This is a genomic window from Algorimicrobium bowmanii, from assembly GCF_054031195.1.
In genome coordinates this window covers 928,603-948,845 of record NZ_CM132929.1, presented here as the reverse complement: position 1 = coordinate 948,845, position 20,243 = coordinate 928,603, and the positions used below count along the sequence as shown (strand labels likewise).

19 protein-coding genes are annotated in these 20,243 nt (G+C 34.7%); 6 read left to right on the top strand and 13 right to left on the bottom strand.

Annotated elements, in window-relative coordinates; translation table 11 throughout:
- Positions 1-2 precede the first annotated feature (2 nt).
- From ACW5R3_RS04075 to mraZ, 11 genes are all read right to left on the bottom strand, one after another.
- Positions 3-722: a cell division protein FtsQ/DivIB gene (locus ACW5R3_RS04075; RefSeq protein WP_456578354.1), complete on the bottom strand. Its 720-nt coding sequence runs from the start codon at positions 720-722 to the stop codon at positions 3-5.
- Positions 712-2,064 carry a UDP-N-acetylmuramate--L-alanine ligase gene (gene murC, locus ACW5R3_RS04070; protein WP_456578353.1) on the bottom strand — a complete coding sequence of 451 codons (1,353 nt, stop codon included), beginning with the start codon at positions 2,062-2,064 and terminating at the stop codon, positions 712-714. The genes ACW5R3_RS04075 and murC overlap by 11 nt, the downstream gene beginning before the upstream one ends.
- A complete protein-coding gene (gene murG / locus ACW5R3_RS04065; protein WP_456578352.1) occupies positions 2,061-3,173 on the bottom strand; it encodes an undecaprenyldiphospho-muramoylpentapeptide beta-N-acetylglucosaminyltransferase in 1,113 nt (370 codons plus the stop codon). The genes murC and murG overlap by 4 nt, the downstream gene beginning before the upstream one ends.
- A gap of 20 nt (positions 3,174-3,193) precedes the next feature.
- On the bottom strand, positions 3,194-4,387 hold the full coding sequence (locus ACW5R3_RS04060; protein WP_456578351.1) for an FtsW/RodA/SpoVE family cell cycle protein: 1,194 nt from the start codon (positions 4,385-4,387) through the stop codon (positions 3,194-3,196).
- Between the two features lie 34 nt (positions 4,388-4,421).
- A complete protein-coding gene (gene murD, locus ACW5R3_RS04055; protein ID WP_456578350.1) occupies positions 4,422-5,753 on the bottom strand; it encodes a UDP-N-acetylmuramoyl-L-alanine--D-glutamate ligase in 1,332 nt (443 codons plus the stop codon).
- Positions 5,754-5,770: 17 nt separating this feature from the next.
- Positions 5,771-7,012 carry a phospho-N-acetylmuramoyl-pentapeptide-transferase gene (gene mraY, locus ACW5R3_RS04050; RefSeq protein WP_456578349.1) on the bottom strand — a complete coding sequence of 414 codons (1,242 nt, stop codon included), beginning with the start codon at positions 7,010-7,012 and terminating at the stop codon, positions 5,771-5,773.
- 1 nt (position 7,013) lies between these two features.
- Positions 7,014-8,477 carry a UDP-N-acetylmuramoyl-L-alanyl-D-glutamate--2,6-diaminopimelate ligase gene (locus tag ACW5R3_RS04045; protein ID WP_456578348.1) on the bottom strand — a complete coding sequence of 488 codons (1,464 nt, stop codon included), beginning with the start codon at positions 8,475-8,477 and terminating at the stop codon, positions 7,014-7,016.
- Positions 8,474-10,426, bottom strand: coding sequence for a penicillin-binding protein (locus tag ACW5R3_RS04040; protein ID WP_456578851.1), 1,953 nt, complete (start codon positions 10,424-10,426; stop codon positions 8,474-8,476). Before ACW5R3_RS04040 ends, ACW5R3_RS04045 begins: the two co-directional genes overlap by 4 nt.
- Before the next feature lie 60 nt (positions 10,427-10,486).
- Positions 10,487-10,804 (bottom strand): FtsL-like putative cell division protein, encoded by a 318-nt coding sequence (locus ACW5R3_RS04035; protein WP_456578347.1) that lies wholly within the window; start codon positions 10,802-10,804, stop codon positions 10,487-10,489.
- Between the two features lie 65 nt (positions 10,805-10,869).
- Positions 10,870-11,766, bottom strand: coding sequence for a 16S rRNA (cytosine(1402)-N(4))-methyltransferase RsmH (gene rsmH, locus ACW5R3_RS04030; RefSeq protein WP_456578346.1), 897 nt, complete (start codon positions 11,764-11,766; stop codon positions 10,870-10,872).
- On the bottom strand, positions 11,753-12,223 hold the full coding sequence (mraZ, locus tag ACW5R3_RS04025; protein WP_456578345.1) for a division/cell wall cluster transcriptional repressor MraZ: 471 nt from the start codon (positions 12,221-12,223) through the stop codon (positions 11,753-11,755). Before mraZ ends, rsmH begins: the two co-directional genes overlap by 14 nt.
- 292 nt (positions 12,224-12,515) lie before the next feature.
- Between mraZ and ACW5R3_RS04020 the strand changes: the two genes are divergently transcribed.
- Together ACW5R3_RS04020 and yihA are read left to right on the top strand one after the other, a co-directional pair.
- On the top strand, positions 12,516-13,280 hold the full coding sequence (locus tag ACW5R3_RS04020) for an alpha/beta fold hydrolase (RefSeq protein ID WP_456578344.1): 765 nt from the start codon (positions 12,516-12,518) through the stop codon (positions 13,278-13,280).
- A gap of 28 nt (positions 13,281-13,308) precedes the next feature.
- Positions 13,309-13,914, top strand: a complete 606-nt coding sequence (gene yihA / locus ACW5R3_RS04015; protein ID WP_456578343.1) for a ribosome biogenesis GTP-binding protein YihA/YsxC — start codon at positions 13,309-13,311, stop codon at positions 13,912-13,914.
- Positions 13,915-13,991: 77 nt separating this feature from the next.
- Here the strand turns inward: yihA and ACW5R3_RS04010 are convergent, their stop codons facing one another.
- Both ACW5R3_RS04010 and ACW5R3_RS04005 read right to left on the bottom strand, forming a co-directional pair.
- Positions 13,992-15,077, bottom strand: coding sequence for an ABC transporter permease (locus tag ACW5R3_RS04010; RefSeq protein ID WP_456578342.1), 1,086 nt, complete (start codon positions 15,075-15,077; stop codon positions 13,992-13,994).
- 7 nt (positions 15,078-15,084) lie between these two features.
- Entirely contained in the window at positions 15,085-17,241 is a 2,157-nt protein-coding gene (locus tag ACW5R3_RS04005; protein WP_456578341.1) for a carboxy terminal-processing peptidase, read from the bottom strand.
- A 154-nt stretch (positions 17,242-17,395) separates the two neighbouring features.
- Here ACW5R3_RS04005 and surE point away from each other — a divergent pair, with 154 nt between their 5' ends.
- Genes surE through ACW5R3_RS03985 form a run of 4 tightly spaced genes read left to right on the top strand, consistent with a single transcriptional unit; the run spans position 17,396 to position 20,139 of the window.
- Positions 17,396-18,172, top strand: a complete 777-nt coding sequence (surE, locus tag ACW5R3_RS04000; RefSeq protein ID WP_456578340.1) for a 5'/3'-nucleotidase SurE — start codon at positions 17,396-17,398, stop codon at positions 18,170-18,172.
- Positions 18,165-18,449, top strand: a complete 285-nt coding sequence (locus ACW5R3_RS03995) for a hypothetical protein (RefSeq protein ID WP_456578339.1) — start codon at positions 18,165-18,167, stop codon at positions 18,447-18,449. Before surE ends, ACW5R3_RS03995 begins: the two co-directional genes overlap by 8 nt.
- 1 nt (position 18,450) lies before the next feature.
- Positions 18,451-19,572: a lipid-A-disaccharide synthase gene (lpxB, locus tag ACW5R3_RS03990; protein WP_456578338.1), complete on the top strand. Its 1,122-nt coding sequence runs from the start codon at positions 18,451-18,453 to the stop codon at positions 19,570-19,572.
- A 39-nt stretch (positions 19,573-19,611) separates the two neighbouring features.
- Positions 19,612-20,139, top strand: coding sequence for a C40 family peptidase (locus tag ACW5R3_RS03985; RefSeq protein ID WP_456578337.1), 528 nt, complete (start codon positions 19,612-19,614; stop codon positions 20,137-20,139).
- Positions 20,140-20,243: the final 104 nt, after the last annotated feature.

Genomic DNA, 20,243 nt, shown 5'->3' with positions numbered 1-20,243 from the left:
GTTTAAGATTTAGTGCATACTACTTGGCTATCAAACTGCAGATTCACCTTACTGTAATTATTTAATATTTTGTCTTTAAAAGCTTTCTTATAAAATGCTTTTAAATTATTTATTTTTTTATCTAATTTCGATAATGTCCCTATATAAACCTCGAAAGCACATTGTCTTAGTCTTAACGAAAGTGTCTTATCTGGATACTGATGAATACTAACAACATGCTTATTTAAAAAAGCATCGTCTTTAACTTTAACAGCCATTTCATACACCGTTTCAAGGTCCGTTTCAGTTACAGATCCTGTAACGAATGGCACTCTTGCAGTATAATTTGTTGATAAAGGCATATATGTACCTTCTTCATCTATATAAAAAGACATCGAGCTACTTACTCGAGCTATCGGTTTTCTTTGTTCTACTTCAGCTACTAAATGTCCGCTAACACCAACGTACACTTGAGCTGTCTTAATCATTGGATTTGAATTCAGGGCAGATTCCAATAAATTCAAATCTATGGTTTCTTTAGCCACGTTTTCAACACCTTCTTGATTTAGTATTAACAATTTACTAACATTTTCTTGTGTAATAAACAGATTATCATCACCATTAAAATTAATTTCTGGAGAACTCACAATACGTTGATCGTTTTTCTTGGAAGAAAACGCAAACAAGCCTATCACTAAAATTAGCAACAAACACATTTTTATGTAATTCCAATTAATTTTCATGAGTTAAAGCAACTTTAATTTTTTGAACTTCTTCTCCAATATCTCCAGCTCCTATTGTTAAAACAACATCGGCGTTACTAGCTTTAATTTTAGAAATCAATGCGTCTTTAGACACCAATTCCTTTTTATTATTTGGTATTTTATTTAATAACCATTCTGAATTTACGCCTTCGATGGGCAATTCCCGAGCTGGATAAATATCAAGCAATAAAATTTCGTCAAATTTCGACAAACTATTTGCAAAATCATCAATAAAATCACGCGTTCTTGTAAATAAATGTGGTTGAAAAACGGCTAAAACACGTTTTCCTGGATACATTTCACTTACAGCTTGATAAACTGCATTAATTTCTTCTGGATGATGAGCATAATCGTCTATATAAACCAAATCATCCGTTTTTATATGATATGAAAAACGACGCTTAACTCCTTTATAAGTCGTCAAAGCTTCAACAATCTGTTGGTGGGGGCACCCATATTCTACAGCCATTGTTAAAGCTATTAACGCATTAGACAAATTGTGTCTACCAGGTAGGTTAAATTCTACATTTTTAATATCTGCATTCGGTGTTCTTACATCAAAAACATAAGCACCATTTTTAATTTTTATATTGTGAGCTACATAATCGGAATCATCTTCAATTCCATAAGTTACTCCAGATAAAGGCAAACCATTTTTAACAAATAGTGTTCCTTGATCTTTTAATTTTTTCGAAAAATCCTCAAAAGACTTTTCTAACTCTGATGCTTCCCCATAAATATCTAAATGATCAGCATCCATTGAAGTAATACAAGCTAAATCTGGTGATAAGGTTAAAAATGACCTATCAAACTCATCAGCCTCTACAACTGTTACGTCCGTTCCGTTTAGAATTAAATTGCTATTATAATTCTCACTAATCCCTCCTAAAAAAGCCGTAACAGACACATTACACACCTTCATGATATGCCCCAAAATACTTGTAGTAGTCGTTTTACCATGCGTACCAGAAACCGCCATACAAAATGTGTTTTCAGTAATAACACCTAAAACTTCAGAACGCTTTAAAACACGATAACCACTATTTTTAAAATACACCAATTCTTTATGATCCTTCGGTACGGCAGGCGTATAAACAACCAAAGTATTCGTTGCATTCAACAAATAATCATCAAAATTAGAAACAGAGTCCTCAAAATGAATAGAAACACCTAATTCATTTAAGGCTCTAGTAATATCGGTTTCTGTTTTGTCATAACCAGATACACGCTTCCCATTGGCATGAAAATAACGCGCAAGAGCACTCATTCCGATACCTCCTATACCAATAAAATATACGTTATGTATGGATTCTAGGTTCATGTATTTGATTTATTTAACAACAATTCTACTTCATCTACAATATGCTTTGTAGCATTGACCATGGCTAATTCTTTAATATTAGCTCCTAACTGATCTTGCTTTTCTGGAGACATGATAAGTTGGATAAACTTATTTTGAAAATCAACTTCCAAATCACTCTCCTTAATTATAATAGCTGCATCTTCATTAACAATAGCTTGGGCATTTTTAGCCTGATGATCTTCAGCCACATTTGGCGAAGGAATAAAAATTACAGGCTTCCCTACGATACATAATTCGGATACAGATATAGCACCAGCACGTGATATAATAATATCGGCAGCTGCATAAGCACAAGCCATATTATTTATAAACTCGTGCACTTGAATATGCTTGGTATGATCATAAATTTTATATTTATCGTAATATAATTTACCACACTGCCAGATAACCTGAACATTATGCGTTAGTAAGAAATCGAGTTCTTTTTCTATAAGCTCATTAATGCGTCTAGCTCCTAAACTCCCTCCTAAAACTAGGATGGTTTTTTTATCTTTATCTAAATCAAAATTATCAAACGACGCATCACGTTTACTAGCAATATGTAATAAATCTTCACGAACAGGATTTCCTGTTTTTATAATTTTATCAGCAGGAAAAAAGCGTTCCAATCCATCATAAGCAACACAAATTTTGTCTGCTTTTTTAGCTAGTAACTTATTTGTAATTCCCGGATAAGAATTCTGCTCTTGTATTAAACTTGGTATTCCTTTTGATGTAGCCACTAGCAATAAAGGGCCACTAGCAAAACCACCGGTTCCAATAACAACATCCGGTTTAAACTTTGCTATTATTTGCTTTGATTTCCATAAACTGCTTAATAACTTAAAAGGAAAACTTAAATTTCTCAACGTTAGTTCCCTTTGGATTCCTGAAATCCACAGTCCTATAATTTCATAACCAGATTGCGGCACTTTATCCATCTCCATACGATCCTTGGCTCCTACAAAAAGAAACTCAGCATCTGGAAAACGCAACTTCAACTCATTAGCAATCGCAACAGCTGGATATATATGTCCACCTGTTCCACCTCCAGAAAGTATAATTTTATATGTCTTATTATCTACCACAAATACCTGCGTAATTTATTTTAAATTGTTCCTGAAAGGATATCCAAAGGATTGTCCTCACTTTGTTCTTTTTTTATTATTTCTTCTCGCTTCGCACTAACACTTAGTATAATTCCAATAGCTAAACATGTCATCCAAATAGATGTACCACCACTACTAATAAGCGGTAATGTTTGTCCCGTTACAGGGAATAACTGTACAGCAACAGCCATATTAATCAAGGCTTGAAATACAATTGGTAATCCGACACCTAAAACCACAAGCTTACCAAAAATAGTATCCGCCTTTTGAGAGACCACAACTATTCGAAAAAGCAGAGCCATGTATAAAATCATCAAACCAAAGCCTCCTATCAAACCATACTCTTCAACAATAATGGCGAATATAAAATCGGAAGATGACTGAGGAAGAAAGTTTTTCTGAGTACTTTTACCCGGACCAACTCCTTTTATCCCACCCGAAGCAATGGCTATTTTAGCTTTTTCTATCTGATAATCCTCTTCAGTTACCGTATCATCGGAAAAGCTTTCAACACGACTTATCCAAGTATCAACGCGGTTTGGCATAGCATCCGGAAAAGCTTTTGCTACCAATATAAATAATGTTAAACCTGTTAAACCCAACCCAATAATAACGGCTAGATAACGTACAGGGTAACCACCTAAGAAAACCAATATCAACACCATACAAAACATGATGGCTGTTGTAGAAAAATTTGCTGGAAGAATTAACCCTAACACAAAAAACACAGGCCCCCAAAGCGGCAGTATAGATTCTTTAAATGTTACTGCTTTATCCTTAATTCTTGCCATGTACTGTGCGACATATACCATTAAAACTACAAAAGCAAAAGTGGACGTTTGAAAGGACATACCTACCACTGGTATTCTAATCCATCTACTAGTATTCGTTCCTGATACTGATGAACCCTGCATGAGTGTTATAACCAACAGCACCAAAATAACTGGCAACAATAAAATGGATACTGCTTTATAATAACGATACGGTGTTTTATGAACCAAAAACAATATTAAAAACCCTAATACCAAGTGCATAAAATGTCCGAAGAAAATTGAAAAAGTTCCTTTTCCTGCACCTGTATAAGCCAAATTACTAGCCGCACTATAAACGGGTAAAAATGAAAATATGGCCAACAGTGCCACAATAGCCCAAATTAACCGATCTCCCTTTATATTTTTAAATACGTCTTGCACGTTTTATACGCCTATTTTATAGTTATTAATTTAATTACAGATCTCTAACAGCTTCTTTAAACTGACGTCCGCGGTCCTCATAGTTTTCAAATAAATCAAAACTAGCACAAGCTGGCGAAAGCAATACGTTATCGCCTGACTCAGCTAATTTATAAGCTATTTTTACTGCCTCACTCATATATTGAGTTTCAACAATAACATCAACCATAGACTCAAAATTTTCCAATAATTTTTTATTATTTACGCCCAAACAGATAATAGCTTTTACTTTTTCATTAACAAAAGGAAACAATTCTTCGTAATTATTACCTTTATCCTCACCTCCAACAATCCAAACAGTTGGAGCTCCCATACTCTCTAACGCATAGTAGGTTGCATTAACATTAGTTGCCTTAGAATCATTTATATAATTCACCTTATTTATTTTCAACACCTCTTCCAAACGATGCTCTACACCGTGAAAATTCTCTAAACTCTCACGTATAGTTTGTTTTCTAATTTTTAGTAGGTGCGCAACTGTAGACGCTGCCATAGCGTTTTTTAAATTATGCTTTCCTTGTAATGCTATATCTTTTGTTGACATAATTATCTGATTATTATCTATTGTTATTATCAATGTTTCTTTTTCTAAATATGCGCCATTTTCAATTTTACGTGTTAATGAAAACGGCAATAATGTTGACTCTACTGGGTGTTTATCTAACCAATCACAGATTACTACATCATCTGCATCATAAATCAAATAATCCTTTGATGTTTGATTCATAGCTATGCGAAATTTTGATGCCGTATAAGCATCAAAATCATAATTGTAACGATCTAAATGATCTGGTGTAATATTTAACAACACTGCTATATGTGGATTAAAATTCACACAATTATCTAATTGAAAACTACTTATTTCCAAAACATAATTTGGCGAATCACACAACAAGACCTGTTTTGCAAAACTATCGCCAATATTACCTGCCAAACCAACTTCTAGTTCCTGACTTAACAAGTGATGAATTAAGGTAGCGGTGGTTGTTTTTCCATTACTACCCGTTACACCCACTAGAGTCGCTTCCGTAAAACTTGCTGCAAATTCAATTTCAGAAATAACCAAAACATCATTTTCAAGCAAACGCTTTACTAACGGCACTGTATTTGGAATTCCTGGACTTTTAACTACTAAATCGGCATTTAAGATTAACTCTACTGTATGCTTTTTAGCCTCCCAGTTAATGTCATTATCTTTAAGAACGTTTAAATATTTCTCTTTAATTTCTCCTTTATCTGACACAAAAACGTCATAACCTTTTGCCTTACCTAAAAGCGCTGAACCAACACCACTTTCTCCTCCTCCTATAACGACTAACCTTTTCATATTATAGTATCAGAAAGTTATCTTATCTTCAGTGTAACGATGGTTATTACTGCTAGTAAAATTCCAACAATCCAAAATCGTGTTACAATCTTACTTTCATGATATCCTGATTTTTGGTAATGATGATGCAAGGGCGACATTTTAAATATGCGTCTACCTTCTCCAAACTTCTTTTTAGTATACTTAAACCAACTTACCTGCATAACAACAGATAAATTCTCTGCTAAAAAAATACCACACAAAACAGGAATCAACCATTCTTTTCTTACCGCAATAGCTATAACTGCTATAATCCCACCAATTGTTAAACTCCCCGTATCTCCCATAAATACTTGTGCCGGATATGTGTTATACCAAAGAAAACCAATTAGAGCCCCCACAAAAGCAGCTATATAAATTGTAATTTCCTCAACTCTTGGGATGTACATAATATTCAGATAATCGGAGAATATAATATTACCTGACACCCAAGTAAATATTCCTAGCGTAAGCACAATTATAGCAGAGGTTCCTGCTGCCAATCCATCAATACCATCTGTTAGATTAGCTCCATTAGAAACTGCTGTAATAATAAAAATAGCCGCTAGAATAAAAATTACCCACGCATATTTAGCTGCAGCAGGACTTATCCAAGTTATCAAATCGGCGTAATCAAATTCATTTTCTTTAACAAAAGGAATTGTTGTCTTTGTTGACTTTTCTTCCATTTTAAACAACTTAGACGATTCCACATTGGGGTTTGCTGCCAAAATCTCCATCTGCTGTGCTTGGGGTAACTTTTCTTTAAGCGTAACTTCTGGATGAAAATATAAAGTAGCCCCTACTATAACACCTAATCCAACTTGCCCCAAGACCTTAAAACGCCCTTTAAGACCTTCTTTATCATTCTTAAATTTCTTAATATAATCATCTATAAAACCTATTGTACCCATCCACAAAGTGGTCACTATCAACAATATGATATATATATTCTCTAGCTTAGCGAATAATAAAACAGGAATTAAAGTGGCTAAAATGATTATAATACCCCCCATAGTTGGAGTACCAGCTTTTTCAACTTGCCCCTCTAACCCCAAATCACGGATAGTTTCACCAACTTGCTGTTTTTGAAGAAAACGTATAATACGACGTCCAAAAATAGTTGATATCAACAAGGATAAAATGATGGTCACAGCAGCCCTAAAGGTTAAAAAACCAAATAACGCCGAACCCGGAAAATCATAATACTTGTCTAAGTATTCAAATAGGTAATACAACATATTATTTATCTAATTGTTTTAATAATTCCTGAACTATCTTAAAATCATCAAAATCAAAACGCTCACCGTTTATCTCTTGATAGTTTTCATGACCTTTTCCCGCTATCAATATGATATCGTTTGACTTAGCCATCTGGCAAGCCGTTTTAATAGCTTGTTTTCTATTCGTTACTGAAACGGTTTTTTTATAATTCTGTGGTTCAACACCAGCCTCCACCTCTTCTATAATAGTGTCGGGATTTTCACTCCTAGGATTATCACTCGTAAAAACCACTTTAGTACTTAGAGCTGAAGCTATATGCCCCATTTTTGGTCGCTTTGTCTTATCACGATCACCACCACAACCAACAACCGTAATCAATTCTTCATTATTAGTACGGATACTATTTATTGTTTCTAAAACATTTTTTAACGCATCCGGCGTATGCGCATAATCCACAATAGCCGTTACATTTCCTTCCGAAATGATATATTGAAAACGCCCTGAAACACTTTTCAAATCACTTATCAAACGTAAAATTTCTACATGTTCTAAGCCTAACAATTCTGCAACACCATAAATAGCCAATACATTATAAGCATTAAAACTACCTATTAAGCGGGTCCAAACATCATTCCCATTAACTTTCAACAATAAGCCTGTAAACTGATTTTCTAATATTTGCGCTTGATAATCTGCGTAAGTTTTTAAAGCATAGGTTACTTTTTTTGCTTGGGTATTTTGCAGCATCACCGAACCATTTTTATCATCCGTATTAACCAACGCAAACGCATTTTTAGATAAACCGTCAAAAAAAGCTTTTTTCACATCGCGGTACTCCGCAAAACTGCTATGATAATCTAAATGGTCATGGGATAAATTTGTAAACACACCTCCTACAAATTGCAAACCTTCTGTACGTTTTTGATGAATACCGTGAGAACTAACCTCCATAAAACAGAACTCTACCCCCGCTTCATTCATCATTTTTAAATACCTGTTTATCGTTAATGAATCTGGAGTTGTATGCGTTGCTTTAAACGCCATATCATCCACCACAATTTTCACAGTTGACAATAAACCAACCTTAAAACCAGCATTTTTAAACAATTGATACAACAAGGTTGCGATAGTCGTTTTCCCATTAGTACCTGTCACACCAACCAACTTCAGATCAGCTGAAGGATTTCCATAAAAATTAGAAGCCATTAGAGCTAAAGCACTAGAAGCGTTAGCTACTTCAACATACACAATTCCATCTACTAAAACATCAGGTAAGATTTCACAAACAACCGCAATACAACCAGCTTCGATTGCTATATTAATATATTTATGACCATCGGAAACAGTTCCTTTAATAGCCACAAAAACATCACTATCAGCTACATCTCTAGAATCAAAAACAATACGCTCCACTGCAACACCTGTATCACCAGATACCGCTAGCAAAGGCACTTTATACAATATGTCTTTTAAAACCATCATGATGTTTGTATTGTTACTTTTTGATTTTTCTTAATCTTAACTCCTTTAGATATTGACTGCTTTTTTACACGACCAACACCATCCATCTCCACTTTCAACCCCAAATTCTCCAACAAGGCAACTGCATCCATTGCTGGCAAACCAACAACATTCGGCATGATAGTCTTGTACGTTTGAGCTGTTTTGTAATATGCATCATACGCTTTTGCTACAGCTATATCATTCACCTCTAAAGTTTCCACCTCATCAATAATAGGTGTATCTGTAAATATTTTTTGAGCTATCCTTTTAAATACTGGTCCAGAAACATCTGCCCCGTAATACCCTTTTTTCACACTTGGTTTATGAATTACCACTATGCAAGAATATTTTGGATTTTCAGCAGGGAAGTACCCAGCAAAAGACGACACATATTTTGGATTCGTTTTAGAACTCTCTTTCCAATACTCAAACTTAGCTGTACCTGTTTTTCCTGCCATTGAAAAATAAGGTGAATACAACGAACGCCCAGTTCCACGAACAACAGCATTTTTTAGTATTTCACGTATCTCCCCCAAAGTTTTATCGGATGCTATTTTTTCATTAATCACATACTTATCAAAAGCCTCAACCGGCCTATCAAGCTCTTTCACTTCTTTTATAAATCGCGGTTTTACCATAACCCCATCATTAGCAATTGCATTATAAAATGTTAATGTTTGTAATGGTGTTAGTCTTAAATTATAACCAAACGACATAGAAGGCAAAGCCGCTTTACTCCAAATCTTATCGCCAGGCTCCGGAATAACCGGCTTTCCTTCCCCAAGAATTGGCAACCCTAAAGGTTTATCTAAAGACCAACTCTTTAATCGGTCTATAAATTTCTCTGGATTAGCAGCGTAATTATCATCTATTATACTCGCAATACCCACATTAGAAGAAACTTCCAAAATGCGTGCTGCTGAAATTTTACCGTACCCACCATGCTTGGAGTCACGTATTGTATTCCTATAGAAAACTTTACGCCCTTTTTTAGTATCAATTACAGTTGATGTATCAATAACTTTATCCTCTAATGCCGCCATCAAAGCCATAACTTTAAAAGTAGAACCTGGCTCATGAGACTCACCAACAGCATAGTTTAACTTTTCATAATAACCACCACTCTTTGTTTTTCCCAAATTAGAAATAGCGCGGATTTCACCCGTAGCAACTTCCATAACCACTACACTACCATGTTCAGCCTCATAATATTCTAACTGCTGCAACAAGGCGTGATGTGCAATATCCTGGATATTAACATTTAGAGTTGTATAAACATCATAACCATCTTTTGGCTCTATTTGATTAAAATCTGCAATAGGCTTCCATTGTCCTTTTCCTATTTTCTGCTTTAAACGCCTTCCGTCCGTTCCCTGCAAATACTTCTCACCAAAAGCTCCATCTATACCTGCTCGCGTAGCATTTCCTTCATCATCAAATCGCTCGTAACCAATAGAACGTTGCGCAATCCCCCCTAAAGGATGTTCACGCCTTGTAGTTTGCTCCACAATTAGACCTCCTTTAAAAGCTCCAAGATTTAACAACGGAAAATTTCTGATACGAACATAATCAGAATACCCTATATTTCTCGCCAACAGATAGTATCTATTTCTATTAACACGTGCTTTTCTAATTTCCTTTTGATAATAAGTAGAAGGTTTACCAGAATACTTAGATAGTGAATCCGATAAAGGCTTAAGATATTTCTCGAATCTTGCTGAAGTTGGCGTGATAGCATCAATACGTATATCATATTTCGGAACAGAGGTCGCTAACAAATTCCCGTTTACCGAATACACATTACCACGATTAGCAGGAATAACAACATCCTTAAGTGTTCGTTTTTCAGCCATACTACGATACTTCTCACCCTGCAGCATCTGTATACTCAAAAGCTTAAATACAACTGCTATAGCGAAGATAAACATACATCCTGCTACAAAATACAATCGGTTTAATATGTTCTTCTCGTTTGTTGCCAAGCTGAACTACTTTTTAGATTTAACTTTAATTTTAGTGGGTGGAATTTCCGAGACCTGCAATCCTTTAGCCTTCATTTTATATTCCACTACTGTTTCCTTCTTCAACTCCATAAGCCTTGTTCTACCATCCACAAAAGACGACCTCAATTCTTTTGCTTCATTATTCAAACGTGCAATTTGATGCACTTTTTTATCTGCACTATGAGCACTCGCAATCATAACTATAGCCAAAAGCGACAAAAACAAAATCATTCGCCAATTTTTTGACGCGTTCTCATTCACTAAAAACGCCCCCTTAACTATACTAGAAAACTTTTCTTTCATACCAACACCCTTTTTCAAGGCTCACTTAACTTAAAGCACTAACAGATTATTATTAAACGTTTGAACTATATTTTTTCCGCAATTCGAAGCTTAGCACTTCTAGCACGGTTATTTATTCGTATTTCCTCTTTAGTAGGCACAATTAATTTACCCACTTTCTTTAACGGCACATCAAAATTACCAAACACATCTCGCTCTGGCTCACCTTCAAAAAGACCGTTTCTAATAAAGCGCTTCACCAATCTATCCTCTAAAGAATGATACGAGATAACACTTAGACGCCCTTTTTCCGCCAACAACCCTGGCGACTGCTCTAAAAAAGACTTAAGAACTGCTATCTCCTGATTAACCTCTATACGTATAGCCTGATAAATTTGAGCCAACACTTTATTTTCTTTCTTATGATTTAAAAACTTCTGCAAAGCTTGCTTTAGCTGTACACTTGTTTTAATAGGCACTTCCTTACGCTGCTCAACAATAGCTCTAGCCATTGCCGGCGCTTGTCGCAATTCACCATATTGGAGAAGCACATTTTTTATTTCCTCTTCATCATAATCATTCACCACATGGTAAGCCGACAAATTACTTTTCTGATCCATACGCATATCTAAATCCGCTTCAAACCTTGTAGAGAAACCACGCTCAGCAACATCAAACTGATGTGACGACACTCCAAAATCAGCCAAAATACCATCTACTTTTTTTACACCATAAAAGCGCAAAAACCGCTTCATATACTGAAAATTCTCATGGATCAACGTAAAACGCTCATCATCTATAGCATTCTCTAAAGCATCAGGATCTTGATCAAAAGCAAACAAACGCCCTCCCTCTCCTAAGCGACTTAATATTTCTCGACTATGACCGCCACCTCCAAAAGTAACATCCACATACACGCCGTCCGGATTGATATTCAAACCATCAACCGTCTCTTTCAACAATACAGGGTTATGATATTCCATAATCATCATCATCTTGTCCCATTACTTCTTCAGCTAAATCCGCAAAATCTCCGGTAGCATCATCAATGGCTTGTTCGTACTTATCTTTATCCCAAATTTCAACAATATTAACAGCTGAAGACATTACTATCTCTTTCGAAATACCTCCAAAAATCACCAAATCCTTTGGTATCAACAACCTACCAGCAGCGTCAACTTCAACTATTTTTACACCAGCCGTAAAACGCCTGATAAAATCATTGTTCTTCTTTTTAAACCGATTCAACTTATTAATCTTCTGCATTAAGACCTCCCACTCTGACATTGGATACAACTCCAAACACGATTGAAAGACCGCTCTTTTTATAACAAACCCATCCTGAAGCACTGGCGACAACTGCTTTTTTAGCGCAGCAGGCAACATAAGACGTCCTTTTGCGTCTACCTTGCATTCGTATGTACCTATTAATGAGTTCAAAAGAAAATTTTTAGATTCTCGGGTTTAAGTTTCAAATATATTGAAATTTTACCACCTTTTACCACCTTTTACCACATTGTTAATAATTAATTAATTAACATAGCTACGAAAATCATTTCCAACACACTAAACACCTCTTAAACACTACCTATCAACAACTTAAAAAGTGGGAAAATTTAACAAATAGTAATTGTTAATATCTTGAACTCTAAACAAAAGCGTCTGTTTTAAGAAAAGTGAATATATTATGAATGAATTACCTATATTTGTTTAAGAAAAGAAGAACCAATTAATGGCGCACAGATTAAAAAAGGAAAATAGTTTTAGCTACATTGAGGTAGGAGAAGGCAAACCAATAATTGTATTACACGGGTTAATGGGCGGTTTAAGTAACTTTGACTCCGTTACAAATCACTTCAGTAGAAAAGGTTATCGTGTAATAATTCCTGAACTACCCATTTACAGTATGTCTTTACTAAAGACCAACGTAAAAAGCTTTGCCAAATATCTTCATGACTTCATTGAATTTAAAAAATTAGATGATGTTATTTTGTTAGGAAATTCTTTAGGAGGACACATAGGTCTTTATCATACTAAATTATATCCTAAAAAAGTAAAAGCACTTATTATTACCGGGAGCTCAGGACTATACGAAAGTGCCATGGGTAGTGGGTATACAAAACGAAGTGACTACGAGGTAATAAAGAAAAAAGCACAAGATGTATTTTATGACCCTGCAGTTGCTACTAAAGAAATTGTAGATGAAGTTTACGAGACTGTTAACGACAGACATAAACTGGTAAAAACATTAGCCATTGCTAAGAGTGCCATTCGTCACAACATGGCTAAAGACCTACCCAACATGGAAACTCCAGTTTGTATTATATGGGGTAAAAATGACAATGTAACACCTCCAGAGGTTGCTGTTGAATTTGACGAATTACTTCCAAATTCCGAATTGTTTTGGATAGACAAATGTGGACATGCAGCCATGATGGAACATCCAGAAGAATTTAACAGCATTATGAATGCTTGGCTAGTAAAACACGAGCTTTAACCTTTAACTAATTTTCAACCAAATAGATATGGAAATTAAATCAGCAGAATTTGTAATGAGTAATTCTGACGTTGCTAAATGTCCAAAAAACCTACTTCCTGAGTATGCGTTTATTGGCCGTAGTAATGTTGGGAAATCGTCATTAATAAACATGCTAACAAACAGGAAAAGTTTAGCAAAAACATCTGGAAGACCTGGAAAGACACAATTGATAAATCATTTTTTAATAAACAAAAACTGGTTTTTAGTCGATTTACCCGGTTATGGTTATGCGCGCGTTTCTAAAAGTTCTAAAAAAACATTTCAGAAATTTATAACTAATTATTTCAATCAACGCGAACAATTGGTTTCCGCTTTTGTATTGGTTGACATTAGACATAAGCCTCAACCTGTTGACCTAGAATTCATGTCTTGGATGGGAGAAAATGGCGTACCATTCTCAATTATATTCACAAAAGCAGACAAACTGAAGCCTCAAGCAATTAATAGACACATAGCTGACTACACAGCTATACTATTAGAAACTTGGGAACAAATGCCAAACTACTTTGTAACCTCTTCCTCTAAAAACATTGGCAAGGAAGAACTGCTTAACTACATTCATGAAATAAATGAAAATATGGAAACGGAGTAAAAATCTGCTTCATTTCAACTTACAAGAACAAGAATACGGAGTTATTTATTTCTTAATAAAGACTCTTAATCACATCACTAAGACTTAACATCTAAGGCATCACGAAGCGCATTTCCTACTAACATAAACGCCATAACCAAGCTCATAATACAAACCCCAGGAATCAAAGCTAAATAAGCCTTACCTAATATAATATAGTTGTAATGATCTTTTATCATTGCTCCCCAACTAGCCATTGGAGGTTGCGCACCAATACCTAAGAAACTCAAACCACTTTCGATTAAAATGGCTGCAGCGAAATTTGCTGCTGATATAACTATAACCGGAGCCATAATATTTGGAAGAATATGCTTAGTTATAATTCTAAAATCGTTATACCCTAAAGCTCGTGCTGCTGTAACATACTGCATTTGTTTAACCCCCATAATCTGACCTCTAACTACACGCGCAACTTCAACCCACATAGTTAAACCTACAGCAATAAACACTTGCCAAAACCCTTTACCTAAAGCTAATGTAATAGCAATAACCAACAACAAGGTTGGAATAGACCAAGACACGTTTATAAACCACATAATAACAGCATCTATTCGACCACCAAAATACCCAGCGACACTCCCCATAAACACCCCTAAAACGAGGGAAATAAAAACAGCTATAAACCCTATAAAAAAAGAGATTCTTGCACCCACTAATATCCTACTTAATAAATCACGGCCATACTTATCGGTACCGAAAATAAATGTTTTTGAAGTTATTAAATTGGTTTCCGAAAGCCCTTCCATGGAAATGGTTTTCACCATACCTTGAAGACCATCGGAAGCATATTCTGTATATTGCAATTCATCACCATTTACAATATAAGAAGTTATAGGAATCTCCGTATCTTGATTTTTATCACCAAAAAATAATTTTGAAACTACAGACTGCTCAACCTGATCCTCCTGAGGAATAGTAAGCATTTGCACAGTAAAACCTGGACGCTTAGAATGAATAGTTAAATGCATCTGATTAGCATATTCAGAGCTGTCCGGCGCTAAAACATAAGCAAACACAGAAACCAACCCGATACAAACAATAAAAATCAAACTAAAAACGCCCCAGAAATCTTTTTTAAATTTCTGGAGCGCTAATTGACTTAATGAGCTAGATTCGTGACTCATAAATTTATTAATCCTTTACTGTAGCTACTTTTTTAATAGAATACGATGCTTTTAAATCTTCTAAAACATGAAGTGCTTCTTCTACATAAACATCTTTACTTAAGCTTTCATGCCAGCGGTTTCGCTTATCTTGTAATACTGTATCTTGTTCAAAAAGCTTTTGCTCATATGGCAATGAATTGTATGTTAAATTGGTTTGATACTCACCTATTTTTTCAAAAGTTTTAGACTCAGATTCATTAGAATCTAACTGAGCTTTATAATCAACATATTTTAATGGGTAATTTTTTTCATCCATTCTGGCACGCACCCATTTTGCATTCTCCTCAATCAACTTAAGTTGTTCGTTATTTTTCATTCTACTATTACTCATGGAGATAGTTTTATCGTAATCAAAATAGCCTTCCCATAACTCATAATCAGCAGCATCAATCTCATCCCAAGTTAAAGGGTTCTTTTGATCCTTCTCACCAATATCTATAAACGAAAAACGATCTGGAACAATAACATCACTTTTAACACCTTCTAACTGTACAGAACCACCATTAATACGGTAATATTTCTGTCTAGTCACTTTTAAGGCTCCTAAATCGCCAATTTGATTATTCTTAACCATACGGTTTAAGTCGTAAAAAGATTGCACAGTTCCTTTACCATAAGTCTGTTGACTCCCTATAATAATTGCGCGTTTATAATCCTGCATAGCGGCCGCCATAATTTCGGAAGCAGAAGCAGAAAATTCATTAACTAAAATTACTAAAGGACCGTCCCAAACAATAGACTTATCGGTATCATTTAAAACCTCTTTTGGGTCTTCAGTAGAACGCACTTGTACAATTGGACCATCTTCTATAAACAAACCTGCCATTTCAACAACTGTTTGTAAAGATCCTCCGCCATTATTACGTAGATCTAAAACCAGACCTTCCATACCTTGTTTTTTAAGACGAATAATTTCTCGTTTCACATCAGATGCTGCGTTCAACTTTTTATAATCATCAAAATCAGCATAAAATTTAGGCAAATTAATTATCCCAAAATTCTTACCATCTTTTTCTACAAAAGCAGATTTCGCATGGGTTTCTTCAATTTCTACAACATCACGAGTAATTTTTATCACCTCGGTTGTTCCGTCTACTTTTTTAACCGTCAAATACACATTAGTTCCTTTTGGCCCTTTTATAAGCTTAATAGCATCATCAATACGCATACCCGTAATAGTAACGGCTTCTTTTTCATCTTCTTGACGCACCTTCATAATAACATCACCAACCTCTAATTCTTTTCCGCGCCATGCTGGACCTCCAGAAATAAGTTCTAATATTTTAGTATTGCCATTACGCTTCTGTAAACGCGCACCAATACCTTCTAATTTTCCGGCCATGTCCTGATTGAAAGCCTCTTTATCTTGCGGTGCAAAATAGGTTGTATGAGGATCAAATTCTTGAGCTATAGCATTAATATAAAACACAAACCAATCATCACGTTCCATATCATCAATGTAATCATTGTAATAAATATCAATCGTTTTTAACGTTGATTTACGAGCTTCAATTTCAATTTCTTTAAGTGTTTTTTTCTCTATACGATCTGTATTTAAAGAATCGGCCTTAGCATTTAATGTTTCAATATTCTCTTGTTCATACATTAAATCATCATAACTAGCTAAGTTGGTATATTTTAATCGCTGTCTCCAACGGTTTGTTAACTCTTTTTTATTGGAAACATAATCTATGGCGTCATAATCAGCATTGTATGTTTCGTTTTTTGTATAGTCAAACGGTTTATCAAGAATATCTTTATAAATATCTTTCGCCTCTTCAATACGTTGTATAAGACGCTCATGTGTTAAATTAAAAAATGAAATATTATAATTTCTTAACTGATCGTCTATTTGATCTTTATACTCAGAAAATTCTTCAATATCCGATTTATAGAAATATTGTTTTAAGGGATCTAACTGATTTAAGTAATCTGTATAAACTGCTTCCGAAAAGTTATCATCTATAGTTTTAGGGTCGAAATGACCGCGCTCTAACACGTAGGTAATAACTTGAATTAATAATTTATCCTTATCGGGGTTATCAAATGTTTTAGTTGTAAAGCTGCAGGAAGCAAAGGCAAGCAGGAGCAGTAATACGAGTATATTGTAATTCCTTTTCATAATTCTCAAAAAAAGCATAGTATATTTTTCACTAAATTAACTAAAAAACCATGCCAAAATAATCAATTGCTATTAATTTTTTGTTAAAGCAGATAAATTAAGGCTTTACATATGATTTTATGTATTTTAGCAATATAAAATAATTAGGATAATTATGAGTAAAAGACCCTTGATTTTAGTAACTAATGACGATGGCATAACAGCTCCAGGCATTCGAGCTTTAATTGATGCTGTTAAAGAAATTGGCGACATTGTAATTGTTGCACCCGATAGTCCACAAAGCGCAATGGGGCATGCCATTACTCTTAATTCTACCTTACATTTAGAGCAAGTTACAATTGATGATTCTGGACGCACAGAATATAGTTGTTCTGGAACACCCGTAGATTGTGTTAAACTTGCCGTAAATGAAATTTTAGACAGAAAACCTGACCTTTGTGTTTCCGGTATTAATCACGGTTCAAACTCATCAATTAATGTTATTTATTCAGGGACTATGAGTGCTGCTTTAGAAGCTGGTATTGAAGGTATTCCCGCTGTAGGCTTCTCGCTTCTTGATTTTAATTATAATGCCGATTTTACTGCAGCGAAATCAATTGCCAAAAAAGTAGTTCGCGAAATCTTAGCAAACGGACTACCTAAGGATGTGGTACTTAATGTAAACATTCCCAATCTAAAAGAAGATGCCATAAAAGGCATTAAAATATGCCGTCAAGCTAAAGCCAATTGGGAAGAGAAATTTGACAAAAGACAAACACCGCAAGGAAAAGATTATTACTGGTTAACAGGAAAATTTGTTAATCAAGATAAAGGCGAAGACACCGACGAATGGGCTTTAGAACATGGATATGTATCGGTTGTTCCGGTCCATTTTGATTTAACAGCTCACCATTATGTTCAACAATTAAATACTTGGAATTTTAATGATTAAAAAAGAAGTTTTTATCGGATTCGTAGTTGGTTTAATAGCCAATAGTATCGGCTTGTATTTAGCAACTATTTTTTTGGGAAATCATGACGATTTTTTAATATCGCTTAAAAACGCATCAGCCGAGGGTTTCTTAGGTAAACTATTTAGCTTGGGTGCTGTTTTAAATCTTATGGCTTTTTTTATTTTTCTAAAAAAGAAACAAGATTATCGTGCTAGAGGAGTCTTATTAGCAACCATTTTTGTGGCTGTATTTACATTTCTAATAAAATTCATATAGTATGAAATATTATATAATTGCAGGTGAAGCTTCTGGCGATTTACATGCTTCAAACCTTATGAAAGCATTAAAAGCAGAAGACGCTCAAGCAGAATTCCGTTATTGGGGTGGCGACTTAATGCATGCAGAAGGTGGCCATTTGGTGAAGCATTACAAAGAACGTTCGTTTATGGGTTTTGCTGAAGTAATCATGAACCTCTCCTCTATTTTTAAAGATATTGATTTATGTAAAACCGATATCGCAGACTACCAACCTGATGCTATTATTTTTATTGATAATTCAGGTTTTAACTTACGCATTGCAAAATGGGCTAAACAACAAGGTTTTAGAACTAATTATTACATTTCACCGCAAGTTTGGGCGTCTCGTTCTGGGCGTGTAAAAGCAATAAAGCGTGATATTGATGCTATGTATGTTATTCTGCCCTTTGTAGAAACATTTTACAAAACTCATAACTACGATGTGAATTTTGTTGGACACCCGCTAATTGATGCTATATCTGGGAGAGAACAAGTAGATGAAGCAACCTTTCGTCAGACACACAAATTAAGTGACAAACCCATTATAGCTTTATTACCAGGAAGCAGAAAACAAGAAATATCAAAAATGCTTTCGGTAATGCTTAGTTTGGTTTCGGACTACCCGGATTATCAGTTTGTAATTGCGGGAGCACCAAGTCAAGATTATGCGTTCTACGCACAGTTTATCAAAGATTCAAATGTGCATTTTATATCAAATAAAACTTACGACCTTTTAAGTGTTTCTTATGCCGCATTGGTAACATCCGGAACAGCTACACTTGAAGCGGCTTTATTTAAAGTCCCTGAAGTTGTTTGCTACAAAGGAAGTTGGTTATCATACCAAATTGGTAAACGTCTTATAAAACACATTAATTTTATTTCGTTAGTGAATTTAATTATGGATCGTGAAGTTGTAACCGAATTAATCCAATCAGATTTTACTACTAAACGTTTAAAATTAGAATTAGATAAAATTTTAGAATCAGAAAAACGAGCGAAGCTATTTTCAGAATATTATGAGTTGGAGCAAAAATTAGGCGGCAAAGGAGCTAGTGCTAAAACCGCTAAGTTAATTTACAAATCGCTTTTAAACGAAACCTAAATTTTAGATATTAATACAAAACCACCTATTTCCAAAAGCATGCAAAGAAGCTTACTTATATTATTGTGTTTAGTCGTTTTTTCAGCTTGTAAATCGACCAAAACCCCCACTAAATCGTCTAAAAAAAACAACACTTCGGTAACTAGTACTAAAGGAAAATCCACAAGTAGAAACACCGATAAAGCTAAGGCCAATTCAATTATAGATTATGCCAAAACTTTTGAAGGTGTAAAATACAAATATGGGGGCAGTACCAAAAAAGGCATGGACTGTTCAGGACTTGTTGTTACATCATTTAAAAAAGAGGAAATCCAACTTCCGCGTACCACTTCACAGTTAGCACTAACAGGAGATTGGGTAGATGTTAAAAAAGTACAAGAAGGAGATTTACTTTTTTTTGCTACTCAAAAAAATAGCAGAAAAATAAATCATGTAGGCATAGTTACAGAGTCTAGAGCAGGGTATGTTGCATTTATTCATGCTTCAACAAGTAAAGGTGTTATGATTTCTGAACTTTCACAACGGTATTGGTATTTTGCTTTCGTGCAAGCTAGACGCATACTATAAAGCATATATTTTGTAACTTACTATTGTGAAACTACTTGATTTTCCAATAGTTAAACTAACATTTTGTTATATGTTAGGAATTTTAGTGAATTTGTACTTTGCAT